16 protein-coding genes are annotated in these 17,020 nt (G+C 40.0%); 7 read left to right on the forward strand and 9 right to left on the reverse strand.

Annotated elements, in window-relative coordinates:
• The first annotated feature begins 118 nt into the window (after positions 1-118).
• On the forward strand, positions 119-799 hold the full coding sequence (gene queC, locus C2M33_RS18925) for a 7-cyano-7-deazaguanine synthase QueC (RefSeq protein WP_267894589.1): 681 nt from the start codon (positions 119-121) through the stop codon (positions 797-799).
• 40 nt (positions 800-839) lie between these two features.
• Here queC and C2M33_RS18930 read toward each other — a convergent pair whose 3' ends face one another.
• The 4 genes from C2M33_RS18930 to C2M33_RS18945 form a co-directional block, all read right to left on the reverse strand.
• Entirely contained in the window at positions 840-3,014 is a 2,175-nt protein-coding gene (locus C2M33_RS18930; protein ID WP_105175180.1) for an exonuclease domain-containing protein, read from the reverse strand.
• Between the two features lie 66 nt (positions 3,015-3,080).
• Entirely contained in the window at positions 3,081-3,269 is a 189-nt protein-coding gene (locus tag C2M33_RS18935; protein ID WP_054553751.1) for a DUF3185 family protein, read from the reverse strand.
• A 75-nt stretch (positions 3,270-3,344) separates the two neighbouring features.
• Positions 3,345-4,754 carry a sensor histidine kinase gene (locus C2M33_RS18940; protein ID WP_105175181.1) on the reverse strand — a complete coding sequence of 470 codons (1,410 nt, stop codon included), beginning with the start codon at positions 4,752-4,754 and terminating at the stop codon, positions 3,345-3,347.
• Positions 4,754-5,428 (reverse strand): response regulator transcription factor, encoded by a 675-nt coding sequence (locus C2M33_RS18945; protein ID WP_063706907.1) that lies wholly within the window; start codon positions 5,426-5,428, stop codon positions 4,754-4,756. Before C2M33_RS18945 ends, C2M33_RS18940 begins: the two co-directional genes overlap by 1 nt.
• A 175-nt stretch (positions 5,429-5,603) precedes the next feature.
• Between C2M33_RS18945 and C2M33_RS18950 the strand changes: the two genes are divergently transcribed.
• Genes C2M33_RS18950 through C2M33_RS18960 form a run of 3 tightly spaced genes read left to right on the forward strand, consistent with a single transcriptional unit; the run spans position 5,604 to position 9,589 of the window.
• Positions 5,604-7,547, forward strand: coding sequence for an LTA synthase family protein (locus C2M33_RS18950; protein ID WP_082874111.1), 1,944 nt, complete (start codon positions 5,604-5,606; stop codon positions 7,545-7,547).
• A 15-nt stretch (positions 7,548-7,562) separates the two neighbouring features.
• A complete protein-coding gene (locus tag C2M33_RS18955) occupies positions 7,563-9,188 on the forward strand; it encodes a phosphoethanolamine transferase (RefSeq protein ID WP_233999274.1) in 1,626 nt (541 codons plus the stop codon).
• Between the two features lie 20 nt (positions 9,189-9,208).
• Positions 9,209-9,589 carry a diacylglycerol kinase gene (locus C2M33_RS18960; RefSeq protein ID WP_058586251.1) on the forward strand — a complete coding sequence of 127 codons (381 nt, stop codon included), beginning with the start codon at positions 9,209-9,211 and terminating at the stop codon, positions 9,587-9,589.
• On the opposite strand, the gene C2M33_RS18965 is transcribed toward C2M33_RS18960, so the two are convergent.
• From C2M33_RS18965 to C2M33_RS18985, 5 genes are all read right to left on the reverse strand, one after another.
• Positions 9,586-9,819, reverse strand: coding sequence for a hypothetical protein (locus C2M33_RS18965; RefSeq protein WP_063706903.1), 234 nt, complete (start codon positions 9,817-9,819; stop codon positions 9,586-9,588). The genes C2M33_RS18960 and C2M33_RS18965 overlap by 4 nt on opposite strands.
• A 79-nt stretch (positions 9,820-9,898) precedes the next feature.
• Positions 9,899-10,648: a hypothetical protein gene (locus C2M33_RS18970; RefSeq protein ID WP_063706901.1), complete on the reverse strand. Its 750-nt coding sequence runs from the start codon at positions 10,646-10,648 to the stop codon at positions 9,899-9,901.
• Between the two features lie 3 nt (positions 10,649-10,651).
• Complete coding sequence (locus C2M33_RS18975; RefSeq protein WP_105175182.1) at positions 10,652-11,374, reverse strand: SIMPL domain-containing protein; 723 nt, start codon at positions 11,372-11,374, stop codon at positions 10,652-10,654.
• Positions 11,375-11,527: 153 nt separating this feature from the next.
• Entirely contained in the window at positions 11,528-12,373 is an 846-nt protein-coding gene (locus tag C2M33_RS18980; protein ID WP_105175183.1) for an HDOD domain-containing protein, read from the reverse strand.
• A gap of 187 nt (positions 12,374-12,560) precedes the next feature.
• Entirely contained in the window at positions 12,561-12,860 is a 300-nt protein-coding gene (locus C2M33_RS18985; protein WP_063528276.1) for a hypothetical protein, read from the reverse strand.
• A 278-nt stretch (positions 12,861-13,138) separates the two neighbouring features.
• Between C2M33_RS18985 and C2M33_RS18990 the strand changes: the two genes are divergently transcribed.
• The 3 genes from C2M33_RS18990 (at position 13,139) to C2M33_RS19000 (ending at position 16,981) form a co-directional block, all read left to right on the forward strand.
• Entirely contained in the window at positions 13,139-14,929 is a 1,791-nt protein-coding gene (locus tag C2M33_RS18990) for an ATP-binding protein (protein WP_105175184.1), read from the forward strand.
• Positions 14,930-15,153: 224 nt separating this feature from the next.
• Positions 15,154-15,354 carry a hypothetical protein gene (locus C2M33_RS18995; RefSeq protein ID WP_063706895.1) on the forward strand — a complete coding sequence of 67 codons (201 nt, stop codon included), beginning with the start codon at positions 15,154-15,156 and terminating at the stop codon, positions 15,352-15,354.
• Positions 15,355-15,601: 247 nt separating this feature from the next.
• Complete coding sequence (locus tag C2M33_RS19000) at positions 15,602-16,981, forward strand: alpha-amylase family glycosyl hydrolase (protein ID WP_105175185.1); 1,380 nt, start codon at positions 15,602-15,604, stop codon at positions 16,979-16,981.
• Positions 16,982-17,020: the final 39 nt, after the last annotated feature.

The raw sequence follows: 17,020 nt of genomic DNA on the forward strand, positions 1-17,020 counted from the left end.
CATCTCACTTACGACGCAACGGTATAAAATACATACCATCAAAAAAACCAAAAACACGCGCAAAAATTGTTATTTAGGCCCGAGCCGTGTAGTATATCGCGCCCTGAAGTAAACCTCTATCAAAAGTAAGAGCAAAACAGATATGACGCAAAAAGTAGTTGTGATTTATTCCGGCGGTATGGACTCATTTACCGTATTAAATAAAGCCCTGCAACAAGGCCACGAAGTGTATGCCCTGTCTTTCGACTACGGCCAGCGTCATGTTAAAGAGCTTAAAGTAGCCGCTCAAGTATGTGAAAAGTTAGGTGTTTCTCATAAGATTGTTGATATTTCAGCAATCAACCAACTCATTGGTGGTTCATCACTGACTGATGATATTGATGTGCCAGAAGGTCACTACGAAGAAGAAAGCATGAAGAGCACAATTGTGCCTAACCGCAACATGATTTTACTATCACTGGCTGTGGGTTATGCGGTGTCTTTAAAAGCCAGCAAAGTTTATTACGGTGCCCATTCAGGCGATCATGCAATTTATCCAGACTGTCGTCCTGAGTTCGTACAAAAGATGGATGATGTTTGCCGTATTGCCAACTACGATGCTGTTGAGATTTTCAGCCCGTATTTAAACAATACTAAAATCGACATTTTAACAGACGGTCTAAAAATGGGTCTTGATTATAGCCAAACGTGGACCTGTTATAACGGTCGTGACAAAGCCTGTGGCAAATGTGGTGCTTGCCAAGAGCGCTTAGAAGCCTTTGCATTAAATAACGTTACCGACCCTATCGAATACGAATAACCTTATTTAGCATGGGACAGATTAAGTTTAAAAGGCGAGTTTAACTCGCCTTTTTTGATTGTGTTTGTTGAATCAGATTTAACAGCTCTGCTGTGGCAGTTGCATCAGCTAACGCTCTATGATGATTTGTTAAATTCAATTCAAAATGTGCTGCTAAGTTACCGAGCGAATATGACTTAAGCTTTGGAAATACTTTGCGAGATTCAACTACGGTACAGAGCTTTGGCATTTTAAAGCCTTGCCCGATTGCAGCGTATTCTTTGCGAATAAAGCCGTAATCAAAATTCACATTATGGGCAACAAATACACTGCCTTTTAATAGTGAGCGTAGTGTATCGGCAATCTCTTCAAAGCGTGGCGCATCACGTACCATAGCGGCATTTATCCCAGTTAACTTGGTGATAAAAGCAGGAATACTACGCTCAGGATTGATTAAACTCGCCCATTGGTTGATTACTTCGCCCGCTTGTAACTGCACAACCGCTATTTCGGTAATTTTATTATTACCTTGAACACCACCTGTGGTTTCTATATCCACCACACTGTAAATTCGATTCGGATCATTAAACCAATTTACCGCAACGATATTCACTGCAAAGCCATGTTGTTTTAACACCTCAATACTGACAAGTTGGTTACGTCTTAGTTTGTCGCCAGGGGCTTTCACTTCTTCAAAGGTGAGCTTATCCTCTTTAAGCACCATCAAATCTGGGTAGCCATCTTTAAGCTGCTTAAAGGTTTTTGTCATTTGTAGTAAATGCGCTTTTAAATTTGTCAGCGGGCTGTGTTTTATTAATACCTCTAGCGGCTCTAACATATCGCTGTGCCACATAAACACGCTATTGGGGGCTTCGTAAAACTGCCCTGCGTTTTTGCAGATATATTTATACAAGGCTTCATTGCTAGTGAATTTTGCAAGCTTTTGTTCAATTTGTGTTTGTTGCACTGTGTAAAAACAATCAGCAAGCAACACCTTTGGATATAGATCAAATTCATTACACGGCGGATGCGGCGTCTCTATAAAGAGTTCTTGCCAAAACGTTAAGGTAAAAAGACTCAACCAAAGATTATTTTCAGTAAAAAATACTGTATTGCCAAGCTGTTGATAGTGCTCGCACACTCCTTGCTCAACATCGCCTCGGTAAATGTCATCAACCTCCAATTGATGCTCTGTATTAATGAGCATTTGTGTTAAGCGTGAGCGTTGTTGCTTGTTATATTTACGCTGTAAAAAGTCCTCCGCAAAATACAAAATGCCATCATCAAGTGGGTCTTGAATAACTTGCTCAAGCTTTTGTTCTACCCAGCTTTTATCACCTTGTTTGTAACGCTGGCGAATTGCCAGCTCTTGCGCTTCACTGCTGCCTTCACAGTGCTCAAGTAACTCAAATGCAAATGCTAAGTCATGCTCTTTAAGCTGCTTATATAAGCGGATCAGTAATTTGTTTTTGATACTCTGGGCTAATTCATCTTCTGAGCTAATGGCTAAAAGTGCTTGGGCTAAGTTCTGATACTCTGTGTGTGACTCGCTTTCTTTGAACTGCATTCGCAGCTTATTTAATTGATAATGCGTTTGTGCTTCGGCTAGTGTTTGAAAACGCGATATGCTCTCATTAACATCCCCACGTACTTTTGCAATTCCTAAATCACGCATCACAAAACGATTTTGATGATTGATATCACCGCCACTTAGTCGGCCGCTATGTAAAAACTCAAAATATTCATAAAACTGACTTCGGCTATTGACCACGAACTGACTAAACAACGCCTCTAATTCACTGTGGGTGCGATCAATATGTTCTTTACACAGTTGGGTTAAGCGCTGTTTACTGGCTGACTTTTTGTAATCAGGTTGAGTCGCCATTAACTCATCGTTTGCCAATAAGGTTAACAGGGTTGGTTTTGTTAAATGCTCAAGTAATAGATCTAATTCGTCGCTGCTGGGATGTGCCACCAGCCCTTGCTGTTTTAGCTTAAAAATAGCACCGTGCAGATTAGGGATCTCTTCATAATTTAATGATGACAACGCAACGATTTTTGGCTTTCGAGAATAAATACGCAGTAAAGTACATAAGCTCTGCTCATCCAGCTGAAGGAGTTTTTCAAGAAATAACTGCTGCTCTTCTAAAAGCAGATGCTTGCAATGAGATTGTATAAATTCAGCAAGCTCAAAGAAGTGACTTAAATAATATTTTGCTGGTAATTGTGTTTTCATAGCCAAACCCGACACTGTATATAAATACAGTATCAGGTATTAGCTAATTGATTTCAATGTTTGCGGTTATTTAACTTTTAAAATACCCACAATTGCGCAAATTGCGCCCCCGACCATACCGAGCCAAGCTTCAATTGGTGTATCACCACTAAACGTGCGGCTGATTTGCGCACTTGCAGAGTCATACACGTTATACCCCCATACGGCTAGCGCCACACCAATAACGATTAAAGCAATACCTATAATTTTTCCCATCGTGTTGTTCCTTATTGTTATTAATTTCTTTTTGATAACCTCAGTGTTGCACACATATTAAACGCCTGCAAAGCCTTAAGAAATAATCAAACTAAAGGTTATGTTTTGCCCACTTAACGACACCTGAAGTTCAGCATCAATTGCTTTACTTAACGCTTTGGCAATAGATAAGCCTAACCCAAAGTTATCATTAGAGGTTCTGGCACTGTCTTTTTGCCAGAGTGGATCAAATAACTGGCTCAAATCGTCTTCTGTTAAAGGCACTTTTAATTCATTTGTAACAGTGAATTGCAGCTTATCCTCTTTATTCAATAGTGTGCATACAGTCACAACGCTCTTATCAGGGCTATATTGCTTGGCGTTATTTACAAGGTTGGTGATGATTGATTCAAGGGCAAATAAGTTACTGACAATGGCAGGAATATCATCTTGAAACTCAAACTTAATTCGCTCTAAATCATATTTTTCTAAGATACGTAAAATAACCTGGTTTAAATCACATGCATCTTGCTTTGGGAGTGCTTCATCACTGTACTTATGCAGCAATAATAAGTTCGACACAATGCTCTTTAAGCGCTGGCTAATTTTTAGCACTTCGGGTTTAAAGTCTGCCTCAAACTCCTTTTCATTTGGAAAAAGAATGGCCACTTCAGCCATATTAATAAGCTCAGCAATCGGCGTTTTTAACTCATGAGCAATATCTGAGGTTAAGCGTTTTTCACGAAAATAAAGCTGGCGGTTTTCTTGGATAAAAGCATTTAAGCTATCAACAATAGGTTGCAGCTCTTTAACAGGCTCTTTTATTGTTATCACGGCACTTTTATCCGCGATACTAAGCCTACTAATATCCCGATTTAGTTTATTCAGCGGCGCTAAAGAACTGTCGACTGATTTGCGAACAAAAAGCCGAATAAACACAATGACGGTCACTGTGGTAACAATAAAAATAACGTCAATTAACCACAAAATAAAATCAACTTCTTCAGAAGACGCGGCATAGGCCAAAGTAAGCGTGCTGTGATGTGGTCTACTCACTCCATCATAAAAATTCCTATGTGAGTGCGAGTCAAGTTGCGGCTGAAAACGAGTATAAATGACTCGTCCATCACGACCATCCGGTAGCTGGGTGCTCATTATTTTCGTTTCACCCAATTTTAACTCTTCAAACTTAAGGTTCTTCAACGCAAATAAATTAAGACTTTGTGAGCGTGTAAACACCCCCTCCTCAGTCCACATCTGAAAATACTCAGGCTCAAGCTGCCCATCAAACTCTGGCATAAATTCACTCGAGAAATTAAAAGCCAACCCTTCTTCATCTTCATGAACCAGCGTCATCAGCATGCCAGCTTTAGAATGTAAGCCTCGATTAAATTCATTATCAACCCAGCTATCAACAGCGATGTCCGTTGCTAATAATATACTTAATACAAGCCCTGTTATTGCTATCGAAAGAGTAACAACCAACTTACTGCGAATTGATTTCATTATTTTCCTTGAATGATATAACCAAAACCACGCTTAGTTTGAATAGGTAACTCGCCACCTGCTGCCCTCACCTTTTTACGCGCCGATGATAAATGTGCTTCAATGGAGTTTTTTGAAACTAAGTCATATTGCCCAGCAATATAGGTACTTAACTTTTCAGCTGTGATCACTTTGTTTTGATTACTAAACAAGCACTCGACTATTTTATATTCATTAGGGGTTAAATCGATAACGGTCTCGTTAACTTGCAAAAGTTTTAATTGTAAGTTTAAAGCCAAGTTATCAATGCGGATCACATCACTGATTGTTTTCAAGCCGCCGCGACGCATTAAATTTAATAACCTTGCATGCAGCTCATCAAACGAAAATGGTTTGGTCAGGTAATCATCGGCCCCGGTGAGTAGCCCTTTCACTCTATCTTCTGGTTCTTGCTTGGCAGATAAAATAAGCACTCGCACGTCGAGCTGCTTTGTTCTTATGGTTTGTAATAACGTTATGCCATCAATACTGGGTAACATAATGTCGAGTATGATTAATTCGTACTCACCTGTCATTGCCATACTCAACCCTTCAGCGCCATCGCCGGTTTCATCAATAGTAAAACCTAGATTCTCAAGGCCAATTCGTAGACTACGTCTTAATGACACCGAATCTTCTATAATCAACAATTTCATATGTTACTCATTTAGGTAAAAACCGCTTTAGCGTCATCAGGTTACGCTTTGAATCTTAAGATTCACTTAAGATTTACTGAAGTTTTTCTAGTTTAGAAAATATTAAGATTACCATAAGGATTTCTTAAGTTTCGACTCCTAGTATTGCCGTAGTTTCGATTAAGTAAGTACGACTATGACAGCAAAACTCTCTATTTTAAAACCTTTGTTCCGTTTTTCATTAATATTAATGTCAGTATTTATACTGTCGAGAATAGCCTTGCTAGTATGGCAACACCAAAGGTTAGCTGATGGCGATAGCCTAGCCGTTTTATTTGGCGGCTTAAGAGTTGACTTAAGCAGCTTAGGCTACTTGTCAGCCTTGGCTGTTTTAATGTTACTCGCTCATGTGCTTTTGCGCAGCAAAACTGCTTTTTTTCAGCATGTTTTTACTCTTTATAGCAGCATAGTTGTGACTTTAATCGTGGTTGTTGAGGCTTCGACTCCCGCGTTTATTACCCAGTACGATGTACGACCAAATCGTTTATTTGTCGAATACCTAGACTACCCTCAAGAAGTCTTTTCTATGCTATTACATGGCCACCTATTTGCCATGATCAGCACCTTAATTATTGCAACGCTTAGTTGTGTGTTTGCGTATCGTTTTATAAGTGCAGCATTTAGCAAGCAGCAAAATGCTAAAACGGTTAGCCAAGTGGTGATACTCGTTACGACTTTATTAGTTTGCTTAATTAGCGCAAGAGGCACTGTCAGCCATCGCCCGTTAAACCCTGCATTAGTGTACTTTTCAAGTGACTCACTGATTAACTCCTTAGCCCTTAATTCAACTTACAGTGTTGCATTTGCTATTAAGAATATGAGTAATGAAAAAAATGCCAGTAGTTTATACGGTACCATGCCACGTGATGAGATTTTACAAACAGTAAAGCATGCAGCCTATAAACAACAGTTTATCACTGAGAGTATTCCTACCCTTGCCAACAACACACCTTTTAACACAGGCAAACAAAAGAATTTAGTGATCATTTTAGAAGAAAGCTTAGGCGCACGCTTTGTTGGTGAACTAGGTGGCATTGGTGTGACTCCTGAACTAGATAAGCTTTATCAACAAGGCTGGGGATTTGATAACTTATATGCCACTGGCACACGCTCAGTGCGCGGTATCGAAGCGGTAACAACTGGGTTTACCCCATCACCTTCGCGCTCGGTGGTCAAACTTTCTAAATCTCAGCGTAACTTTTTCTCACTTGCTGACGTATTAAGCCGCACAGGCTATACCACCCAGTTTATTTATGGCGGTGAAAGTCATTTCGATAATATGAAAAGCTTTTTCTTAGGCAATGGTTTTAGCGATATTGTAGATATTAATGACATGCAAAACCCTGAGTTTATTTCGTCATGGGGAGCAAGCGACGAAGACTTGTTCAATCAAGCTGATAAAGAGCTAAGTGAGCTAAATAAATCAGGCAAACCATTTTTCAGCCTTGTGTTTACCTCAAGTAACCACGATCCATTCGATATTCCAGAAGGTAAAGTAACACTGCCTGAAGGCCACGACCCAGAAAACTACAAACGTGATCTAGCAATCAAATATGCTGATTATGCTCTTGGTAAATTCATCGCGAAGGCAAAAACGCAAGATTACTGGCAAGACACCGTCTTTTTAGTGGTTGCAGATCATGATGTGCGCGTGTTTGGTTCAGAGCCTGTGCCGCTTAAATCATTCCACATCCCTGCTGTGATCCTAAATAGTGATATGGATGCAAAGCGCGATACTCGCTTGGTCAGCCAAATTGATTTACCTGTTACTTTGTTGTCGTTATTAGGCGTTGAGCAAGCAACCCCTATGCTTGGTTATGATTTAACGAAACAATACCCTGTTGAGCGCGCCATGATGCAGTACTACGACAACTTTGCTTACGTAGAAAATGGTGAAGCCGTGATCCTGATGCCAAACCAAAAAGTGAGCTATTGGCGCTATGACCCTGCAAGTAAAACGCAAGTAGCCATTGATAACACAGATAGCAGCGTTGAGCTTGCCAAAAAAGCATTAGCGCACGTCTTATTTAGCAATTTAGCTTATACCGAACAGTTGTATCGCTTACCAAATAAATCGTAGCGATGAGGAATGATTATGAGCATGCAAATTAAACAACTCCTTACTAAAAAATGGCACGTTAGCTACAGCCAATTTGTCTGGCTGGTGTCGTTGTACTTGGTTGTTGCATTTAATGGCCTGTTTTTATTTAACATGCTTGAAGCAGCCAGCAAACCTGAACATGTCAATTGGTTATTTATAGCAAGCGTACCGTTTTTCTTATTAGCACTGACGGCAATGGTGTTAAGTTGGTTATCGCTAATCACCTTTGTTAAACCGGTACTTTTAACAAGCATCGTGGTTTCATCGTTGTTGTTTTATGCAACCTTAAATTACGGTGTTATCTTTGATAAAAGCATGCTGCAAAATATCTTAGAAACAAATTCAGGCGAGGCATTTTCATACCTTAATGTACAAGTTATCGCTTTTATTGCTGTGCTAGGCGTACTGCCTGCTTACTTGTTTTCTCGCTTTAAAATTGTCGGAAACTTTCGTGTTCGTCTTAAAAGCTTTGCGCTTCTTAACGTTACAGCGTTTATTGCTGTAGCTGTTATTGCCGTTCCTTTTTATAAAGATTACGCATCTGTAGGGCGAAATAATCGCCAATTAACCAGCTACATTACCCCTTTTGCATTTTATACTGCGGGCTATAAGTACCTGCGCGATAATTATTTTTATCCACCTTTACCATTTAAAGTCTTAGATAAAACTCCGCACCTATTAGCTAAGCAACAAAGTTCACTGACGATTATGGTGGTAGGTGAAACAGCCCGTGCAGCAAACTTTTCACTGCAAGGTTACGACAAGCCAACTAATCAATATACCCCTAAACTTGGCGTTAAATATTTCAGTGATGTTAGTTCATGTGGCACCGCAACGGCCATTTCTGTACCTTGCATGTTCTCGCGCTTAGACCGCAATCACTATGATTCTCGCATCGCGCAAAGCCAAGAAAATGCCCTAGATATCATTCAACGAAGTGGTGTCGAAGTAACGTGGATTGATAACAATAGCAGCTGTAAAGGGGTTTGCGTACGGGTAAACTCACAAACTGTAGAACCTACAAAGAGCAACCCACTTTGTGACGGACGCTATTGTTTTGATGAAGTACTGGTTGAAGAGTTAGCTGCAAAGCTTGCCAAAAGTGATGCGAAACACCAACTAGTGGTGTTACATATGATTGGTTCACATGGGCCAACCTACTATCGCCGCTATCCAGAAAAAGACAGTAAATTTTTGCCTGATTGCCCACGTAGCGATATCCAAAATTGTAGCAGTGAGCAACTCACAAACACCTATGATAATACCATTGCTTATACCGACCTAGTGCTCAGTAAACTTATTAATTTACTGCAAAACAGTCAGGCGGATGACAAAGCCCTGCTGTATGTTTCTGATCACGGTGAATCACTAGGTGAAAAAGGCTTGTACTTACATGGCTTCCCGTATGCGTTAGCGCCTAAAGAGCAAACCCAAGTGCCTATGCTGTTTTGGAGTAATAAACTCGCCGATACCCGCTTTAATCAATGTATCGAACAGCAGCGTAACCATGCTTTTTCGCACGATAACATTTTTGACACCTTACTTGGCTTAACCCATGTACAAAGCACTGAATATCACCCAGAGCAAGATATCTTTAATGCTTGCTCAACACAAAGCTAACGAAATAGAGATTTCATACTATGCAATTTGATAGCACTAACAAACCCATTGGCATTAAACGTATTCGCCTCGCATTCAAAAACTCCCAACGTGCATTCACGTGGTTAGCAAAGCATGAGTCTGCTTTTAAACAAGAGCTGATTCTGTTGGTGCTTGCCATAGCAGTGGTTTTTGTTTGGCAGATTAGCCTGTATGAGAAAATTATGCTGCTTGTATCAGTGCTATTTGTGATGTTTGCTGAAGTCGTCAATACGGCAATTGAAGCCGCCATAGACCGAATAGGCCTTGAAATTCATCCATTATCAGGCCTAGCTAAAGACTTAGGATCCGCAGCCGTACTGATTGCTTTAACGATTTGTGCGTTGGTATGGGGCGGCGTGTTTGTTAATAACCTAAGCTAACTCGCTTTTTTATCATCAGGGGTGTCATTACAAAGTGCACAGTGGCGCCCTTTTGATGAATGATATAAACGGGTTGCGATAAAAATGGCCGTGGCAATAAAAGACCAAAGCAGCGCAAAACCTAACGCGCTGAGCGTCTCGTGACCTTTTAGAATTTCCACCATAAATAACAAAATAGCCACCAGCGTAAAAACTTTAGCGGCTCTTAGTATCCAGAACTTTGTACCCACAACTTACTCCTTTAAATGAGACTCCTTAGAACGAGACTCCTTTGAAAGAATCAGTGTAGTACAAAATAAGAAAAACAGCCTAAAAACTTGAAGCAGGCTCAGACAATATCTGTACATTATTTTTAAATACCTCTAAAAGCCCCGGCGGTGAGTGCTCAGTACCAAGCACGGTAACATGACAGACATAACGATAACCGTTGTTAGTAAAGGTGTAAAAATGATTCCCCCCACTGCCATCAAAACTTAATGTGCCCCCTGTTATCACTAGGCTTGGCTCATCTTGCATTGATTGATCAACCTCCCATGCTGCATAGCGGTATTGATTATCAGCCAGTTCATCGATACGAATTAAATGCTGTTTAGTTTGCCACGTTAGTATCGGCTTTGTGAATTCACGGAGGCTTTTGTGTAATGCTTGTTTTTGCTCGTCAATCAATGCTTCGCGTCGTGCTTTTTCTGCCTCTGATTCATAAGGCACAGCCCAAATGGAGCCATCAAAGTCTAACCACAATTTGCCTGAATCAAACATAATGCCACGCCACCCCATCATTTCCCAATCATGGCGAATACTTGAGTTCACGATTTTTTCGACAAACTCTTTATCAAAAATTTGCTCAAACTTTTCTATGAGCATTTGCTCATTTTCTATTGCTTGCAGCGGCGCTTTACGCTGCAAAGGATAATGCACTCGCTTGGCAATGGCAGCTTTGTCACCCGCCTTAAATACCGCAACCACAGGTTTGACGATATTTAGGTGCTTTGTTGCGGCAAGACCACTGAATGCCATCAACAAAAGGAATAGATAAACGCTGTACTTAAAAAATCTCATTAATTACTCAACCACCAAATCAAACACAACATTGACACTTGCTCTGAAGGTAATCGACTCTTGTAGATACTTACCTTCTGGGACTGTATTAATACGTGAGCCCGTAACCATAATTCGTTCAATATTTGTATTGCTACCATAGCCAAAGTGACTACCTACCTCTTGCGATTGAATACTATACACCCGACCAAGTTTCGCTTCGAATGCGCTAGCGAGGCTACTTCCCTGCTGTTTGGCATTCGCTACTGCTTTATCAAGAGCGGCTTGCTCGTAATCTGAGGCTTTGGTTGATAAAAGTTGAATTTGCTCGATTTGATTGACACCCACTTTAAGCGCAAAATTTAAAAATCCGTCCAAAAGGGAGAGTTTTTTAAGGCTGACTTTGACCTTTCGCGTGGCTCGAAAACCATCTTTAACTTGATTATCATTTTCGTCATAACGCATGTTCGGCTCTACGAAAATTCGACCCGCAGAGATACTTTTTTCGTCTATAAAGAAATTATTTAAGCCCGCAAGGAGTTCATTGACTTGCGCATCTACTTGCTGCTTAGCCTGCACGCTTTCAGCTTTTACAGCTTCAAACTCTAACGTGATATCAGCCCTATCGGGGGCAGTACGTACAACAGCCTCACCTTTAACAACAATATGACGATTATCCGGCAGACTTGTAGCAGCCATCGCAGAACTGCTACATAAAACCAGTAACAACAAAGATTTAAGCATCATAACCTCTCCTTAGAAAAAAGTTATGATGCCTTGCTACAGCAGGAAAGTATAGTAATGCATACTTTCTTTCGATATAAAAAAAGCGAGTGATGATAACTCACCACTCGCAAACTCATCGAAGTTAAGATGATAGGAAATAAACGCTAATTGGCTTTAACTAGCCATCGCATTGTCGACGTAATCTTCGACCATATCGGCAAAATCTTGATCAACAATACCCAGCTCTGCAAAGCACTGCTCTTTAATTTTAAACCACTCGCTCGAATACTGTTGGTGACGGGCATAGTCCACAGCACTCTCCGCGCATTTTAAGATGGCATACGCCATACGTTGTTGCTCATCATTGTTTTGCTCTAAAAAGTGCGTGTTGTGATGATTTAAAATAACATGACAAAGTGGCTTTGGAAGGTGCCATGATACCGAGATAAAATAACCAATCACCGCATGATCGCACTGATAACGAGCCTGTTCTAGGTCGGTGATAGCCAGCTCTTTAGCTAGATTTGCTTGTTTAAGAACATCAACATAACCTCTGAACTTTAATGCCATAGCAGCAATACCGACATTATGGAAAAGCCCTAATGAATAAAGCTCGTCCACTGGCATTAATGACTTATAACTGTTTCCTAGCAGTACACAGGCATTTGCAACTTCAACCGACTCATCCCAAAAGCGCTCTAAGCTAATACAGGCATTACCTTTAAAATTTTGCTTAAGCAAGGCTAAGGTGACTAGCCGATTAAGCTGATCTAACCCTAAAAACATCGCCGCTTGGCGTATATCACTAATGGTGCGTTGTAAGCCAAACACCGGGCTATTTATAGTTTTTAATAATAAGGCCGACAGGCTAATGTCTCGAGAGATCAAATTGGCTATTTTATCTAAGCTTGCATCCGACTTTTGCATTTCATCGGCAATTTGGCTCAATAGCTCAGGTTTTGGTGGAATATGAAAACCGCGTTCAAGCGAAACTAGGCGTTGTTCATCTAAGTTGATCATTTGCCCAAGAGCCTCCGTTAATAAGCAACGAGCAATTTAATGGTTTAGATGTGTAAAATAACCTAAGAAGTTCGCCTTAGTATTGTTTGAGATCAATGTGTTGCGAAGAAAGGAAAATAATTAATGAAAGGCTAACACGGCACATTATGACAACTTGCTATAATATGCCGACTTTTTGAAGATTTGCTTAGTGGGCAAGTACGCTTAGCCACTCATCAGGGTTTGCTAGGATGAACTCAAATACATCGTTGTTATTTAGAGTAATGCGAATTCCATCTGCTGTAATTGGTAGAATACCCGCACCTTTACCCGAACACTTATCAACGTTATTGATGTGCGCTCGTGAAAGTGTATATGGACCTAAGCCTAACTCTTTATTAAACGGTTCAAAAACAATCTCTTGTTCAGTCACTAAAAGCTTACCATCCGCTTTTGCGACACCCGATTGAATAGTCGCTGTTGATTCTTTGACTGTGTGTGCGTGCATATCCTTTACTCCAATTAACAGATGAGTGTTAACTTACACTCAATGAAACCTTAAAATTTCGTACCAACTTAAGATACACCACGTACAAAAAAAGTACAGTGAAATTGATTTCAAACTTTTTTAAAAAAACTTAATTATTCGCTTTAAGTTATTTTTAGCTTAGTTGTTAAGGTTTTTTATTATCCTCACAAAAAGTCATTCTGACATAGGCCTTTCTTATGTGAACGAAAAAAATACTGCTATGCTTAAATTAACAGCAAGATAGGTGCGGTAAACTGATGACAAAAGCGTTGCAGCAAACTAAAAACAAGTTGAAAGTGAATGCAATTATCGTGATTGCATTAGTAACGTCGCTCACTGTTACCTCATTATTCTTTTACAAAAATGTCGACTCACAATGGCATGACTATTCAAAAACCGCCGCTAACGTTTATGTACTCCACGACAAGCTAATTCAAAAACTCGGGTATGGTGGCTTTATTCACCATTTTAAAAACCTAGTGCTCAGAAAAAATACAGAACTGTATCTTCCGCCCATTGAAAAGGAACTCATCGAAATAAAAGAGATCCTTGCCAAACTTAGCGCAATAAAAGAGTACGATCAGACTGCGCTTACTGACGTTAAAAAAACGGTTATTGAATATGAAGATAAACTCGATATTGTTTTAAGAATGATAGCTAATGGCGCGACTAGCGAGCAGATAGATACCACTGTAAAAGTAGATGATACAGATGCATTGAAGGCACTTGCTACATTCGAGCGACATGTAAACTTAATGCTTAAAGATAAAAGCATCGCCATTGATGAAAACTTCCAAATTGCTTACATCGTGCATGTGTTAACAATTATATTGCTCACTAGCATATTGCTTATTTACTTTAGAAAGCTTTCAAACTCTTATAAACAACAGATTGAGCTTACTGAGCGCGCTTTAGAAGGCGCGAGAATAAAATCAGAATTTTTAGCTAATATGAGTCATGAAATACGTACCCCACTTAATGGCATTATGGGGCTTTTACAAATTTTGCAGCCAAATATTCAAAAACCGAAAAATATAGAAGTTGTGTCTAAGGCACTGTTTTCTTGTCGATCACTCCTTACTATCATCAACGATATTTTAGATTTTTCGAAAATGGAGGCGAACGAGCTTTCAATTGAACAGGTGGACTTTTCGATGTCGAAGGTCGTTGAATCAATCAATTCTGATTTTCTGCCGCTTTGTAACGAAAAAGCAATCGAACTAAACATAGATATAGACGATGACGTTGAAGATTTATGGATAGGAGACCCAGTTCGGGTTCGACAAATTATTTTAAACCTGGTTTCTAACGCCGTTAAATTTACCGAGCAAGGTGGCGTGCAAGTAAAAATTAATAAATCTTCGCAAAGCCAAAAACAAGGTGTTGAGATAGAAGTAATTGATACCGGCATTGGTATGAATAAAGAAGGTTTAATGCATCTGTTTAACCGTTTTCAGCAAGCCGATAACAGTATAACACGACGTTTTGGCGGGACTGGATTAGGGATGTCGATCACCGCGAATCTTATTAACCGTATGAATGGCAGTATTGATGTAGACAGCGCGCTCGGTAAAGGCACCCATTTCACCGTTTATTTACCGCTCAAAGTATCTGAAAAGCAGCACTTACATGATAGCTTTACCGATGTAACCGCACCTGACTTATCGGCTAAAACTGTACTAATTGCTGAAGATAACCCACTCAATACCATGATCATCAAATCGATGCTTGCAGAAACCAACGCAGATCTTCATTTTGCAAAAGATGGCGCTGAAGCAGTCGAGCTATTTAAACAACTCAATCCCATTTTAGTTTTAATGGATATACAAATGCCCACAATGGGGGGGATCGAAGCCTGCTCACATATTCGTAGCATTGATAAAGAGGTGCCTGTTATTGCCTTGACTGCCAACGTGATGAAAGAAAATATCATCGAATACATGAATTGTGGTTTTAATGGCCACGTAGGCAAACCCATTGAAAAGCATTTACTATTTAAAGCGCTGCATGATGTCATTGCAATTAGCCGTGACGAGTTCATAGACTAGGCTTCCCAAGCAGAAATTTTTATTTTTATTTACTTTCAATGCCTTACAAGTTTACCTCTACGTTTCTCCTGCTGATTCAATATTGTATGATTTTTATCCTATATTGATTGACTTGGCTAAAAAGATCCCTCATAGTCGAAAAAATCATCAGTACACATTAGACCTAATTATAAAACCAAGTAGCAACTAAAATGCTATCAACAAAAATGTGGAGGAGATGCGTTATGAACCGTAAGTCAAAATTAATCTACCGTATTATGTTGGCCTCTAAGCTTCATAGCCGTAATAAAGAGATATCACTCGATAAACTAAAACAAGGCTGCTGCCTAAGTGACTCTGAATTACTAACCATTATAAAAGAGCTGGAAATTAAAAAACTGATCAGCTGGGATGCCAGTAAATCGGCTTTTATGATTTCAGCCTAGCTCAGCATATTTAAACGACAGCTTGGCTACACCTGGCTGTCGTTTTTACATATTTCCCCACCCTATTTAATCATTTAAGTATTTATCCGCCACCCCCTGTAATTAAGCCATTAAATAAGACCTTAATCGATTATGTAACTGCATTGTGAATACGTATGCACATATTTGTTACATTCATTATCAGGGTATATATTTATCAGACTGCGTGTTTTTTACACGACAACTAAAACCGAAAACAAGGCCTGATATGAATTCATTGCTAACCAAAAGTTTGCTTATTTTATTGCTAAGCCTCATTACTGCATGTACACACACTAAAACTTCAAACACTGTCTATGAGCCCAAGCCTTACGTAAAACTAATTCATCCTGAGTGGTCAAAAAATGCGGTGCTTTATCAATTAAATACGCGCCAATTCACTAAAGAAGGCACCTTCAATGCTGCACAGCAGCAGTTGCCACGCTTGAAAGAGTTAGGCGTTGATATTATTTGGCTTATGCCAATAAACCCGATTGGTGAAGAAAATCGCAAAGGCAGTTTAGGTAGCCCTTATTCTGTAAAAGATTACCGTAAAGTAAACTCTGAGTTTGGCACACTTGAAGACCTCAAAGCCTTTGTGAACAAAGCCCATGATATGGGGATGTACGTCATTTTAGATTGGGTAGCAAACCACAGTGCTTGGGATAACTGGCTTCGATATGAACACCCCGATTGGTACGACCGAGACTACAAAGGCCAATTTAGGCCAACACCGTGGTGGGATTGGTCTGACATTATTGACTTTGATTATTCGAAACCTGCTCTACGTGAATACATGACAGAATCGATGAAATACTGGGTAAAAGAAGTCGGTATTGATGGCTATCGCTGTGATGTAGCTGGCTTTGTGCCGGTAGATTTTTGGAATAATGTCCGCCGTGAGCTTGATAACATAAAGCCTGTTTTAATGCTGGCTGAGTGGGAGTCTCGCGATTTACATGCCGAAGCCTTTGATATGACTTACGCGTGGTCATGGTCTGAGCACATGCATAAAATCGTAAATGGTCATGCTGATGTCAGCGCCCTCTTCGTTTATTACTCATGGAACGAAAGTGCATTCCCAGCCGAGGCTTACCGCCTTGTAGGTGTTGCCAACCATGACACTAATGCATGGGAAGGCACCATGTTCGAAAACTATGGCGATGCACTTGAAGCCGTTATTGCATTATCTGTCGTTGGTGAAGGCTTCCCGATGATTTATAACGGTCAAGAAGCAGGTAACGATAAACGCCTCGCCTTTTTCGAACGTGACCCAATCAAATGGCAAAAGCACCCTATCGGTGACTTATATCAATCACTATTTTCACTCAAACATAATAATGAAGCACTGTGGAATGGCCAATTTGGCGGCCGCATGGTGCATGTACCAAACACCGCACCAAAACAAGTGCTAAGCTTTGTTCGTACAAATGGCAACGATAAAGTATTTGCCGTATTCAACCTATCAAAAGCGCCACAAACAGTTAGCTTTAAAGAACCATTGTTTTTAGGTAAATACACGGATGCTTTTTCAAAACAGGCAATGGAATTGACTCAAACAACAGAACTCACAATTCCTGCATGGGGATTTAGAGTGTTTGTAAAATAATGTTAGAAGCCAAGGAGCTATAGTTAATTGTAATTACAA

This window comes from Pseudoalteromonas sp. T1lg122, from assembly GCF_002964825.1.
Classification (GTDB): Bacteria; Pseudomonadota; Gammaproteobacteria; order Enterobacterales; family Alteromonadaceae; genus Pseudoalteromonas; species Pseudoalteromonas gelatinilytica.

What these genes read in the sequence shown, in the direction of transcription:
- C2M33_RS18930 (WP_105175180.1), bottom strand. Translation starts at nt 3,014, where the DNA reads ATGAAAACACAATTACCAGCAAAATATTATTTAAGTCACTTCTTTGAG.
- C2M33_RS18935 (WP_054553751.1), bottom strand. Translation starts at nt 3,269, where the DNA reads ATGGGAAAAATTATAGGTATTGCTTTAATCGTTATTGGTGTGGCGCTA.
- C2M33_RS18940 (WP_105175181.1), bottom strand. Translation starts at nt 4,754, where the DNA reads ATGAAATCAATTCGCAGTAAGTTGGTTGTTACTCTTTCGATAGCAATA.
- C2M33_RS18945 (WP_063706907.1), bottom strand. Translation starts at nt 5,428, where the DNA reads ATGAAATTGTTGATTATAGAAGATTCGGTGTCATTAAGACGTAGTCTA.
- C2M33_RS18950 (WP_082874111.1), top strand. Translation starts at nt 5,604, where the DNA reads ATGACAGCAAAACTCTCTATTTTAAAACCTTTGTTCCGTTTTTCATTA.
- C2M33_RS18955 (WP_233999274.1), top strand. Translation starts at nt 7,563, where the DNA reads ATGAGCATGCAAATTAAACAACTCCTTACTAAAAAATGGCACGTTAGC.
- C2M33_RS18960 (WP_058586251.1), top strand. Translation starts at nt 9,209, where the DNA reads ATGCAATTTGATAGCACTAACAAACCCATTGGCATTAAACGTATTCGC.
- C2M33_RS18970 (WP_063706901.1), bottom strand. Translation starts at nt 10,648, where the DNA reads ATGAGATTTTTTAAGTACAGCGTTTATCTATTCCTTTTGTTGATGGCA.
- C2M33_RS18975 (WP_105175182.1), bottom strand. Translation starts at nt 11,374, where the DNA reads ATGATGCTTAAATCTTTGTTGTTACTGGTTTTATGTAGCAGTTCTGCG.
- C2M33_RS18980 (WP_105175183.1), bottom strand. Translation starts at nt 12,373, where the DNA reads ATGATCAACTTAGATGAACAACGCCTAGTTTCGCTTGAACGCGGTTTT.
- C2M33_RS18985 (WP_063528276.1), bottom strand. Translation starts at nt 12,860, where the DNA reads ATGCACGCACACACAGTCAAAGAATCAACAGCGACTATTCAATCGGGT.
- C2M33_RS18990 (WP_105175184.1), top strand. Translation starts at nt 13,139, where the DNA reads ATGACAAAAGCGTTGCAGCAAACTAAAAACAAGTTGAAAGTGAATGCA.
- C2M33_RS18995 (WP_063706895.1), top strand. Translation starts at nt 15,154, where the DNA reads ATGAACCGTAAGTCAAAATTAATCTACCGTATTATGTTGGCCTCTAAG.
- C2M33_RS19000 (WP_105175185.1), top strand. Translation starts at nt 15,602, where the DNA reads ATGAATTCATTGCTAACCAAAAGTTTGCTTATTTTATTGCTAAGCCTC.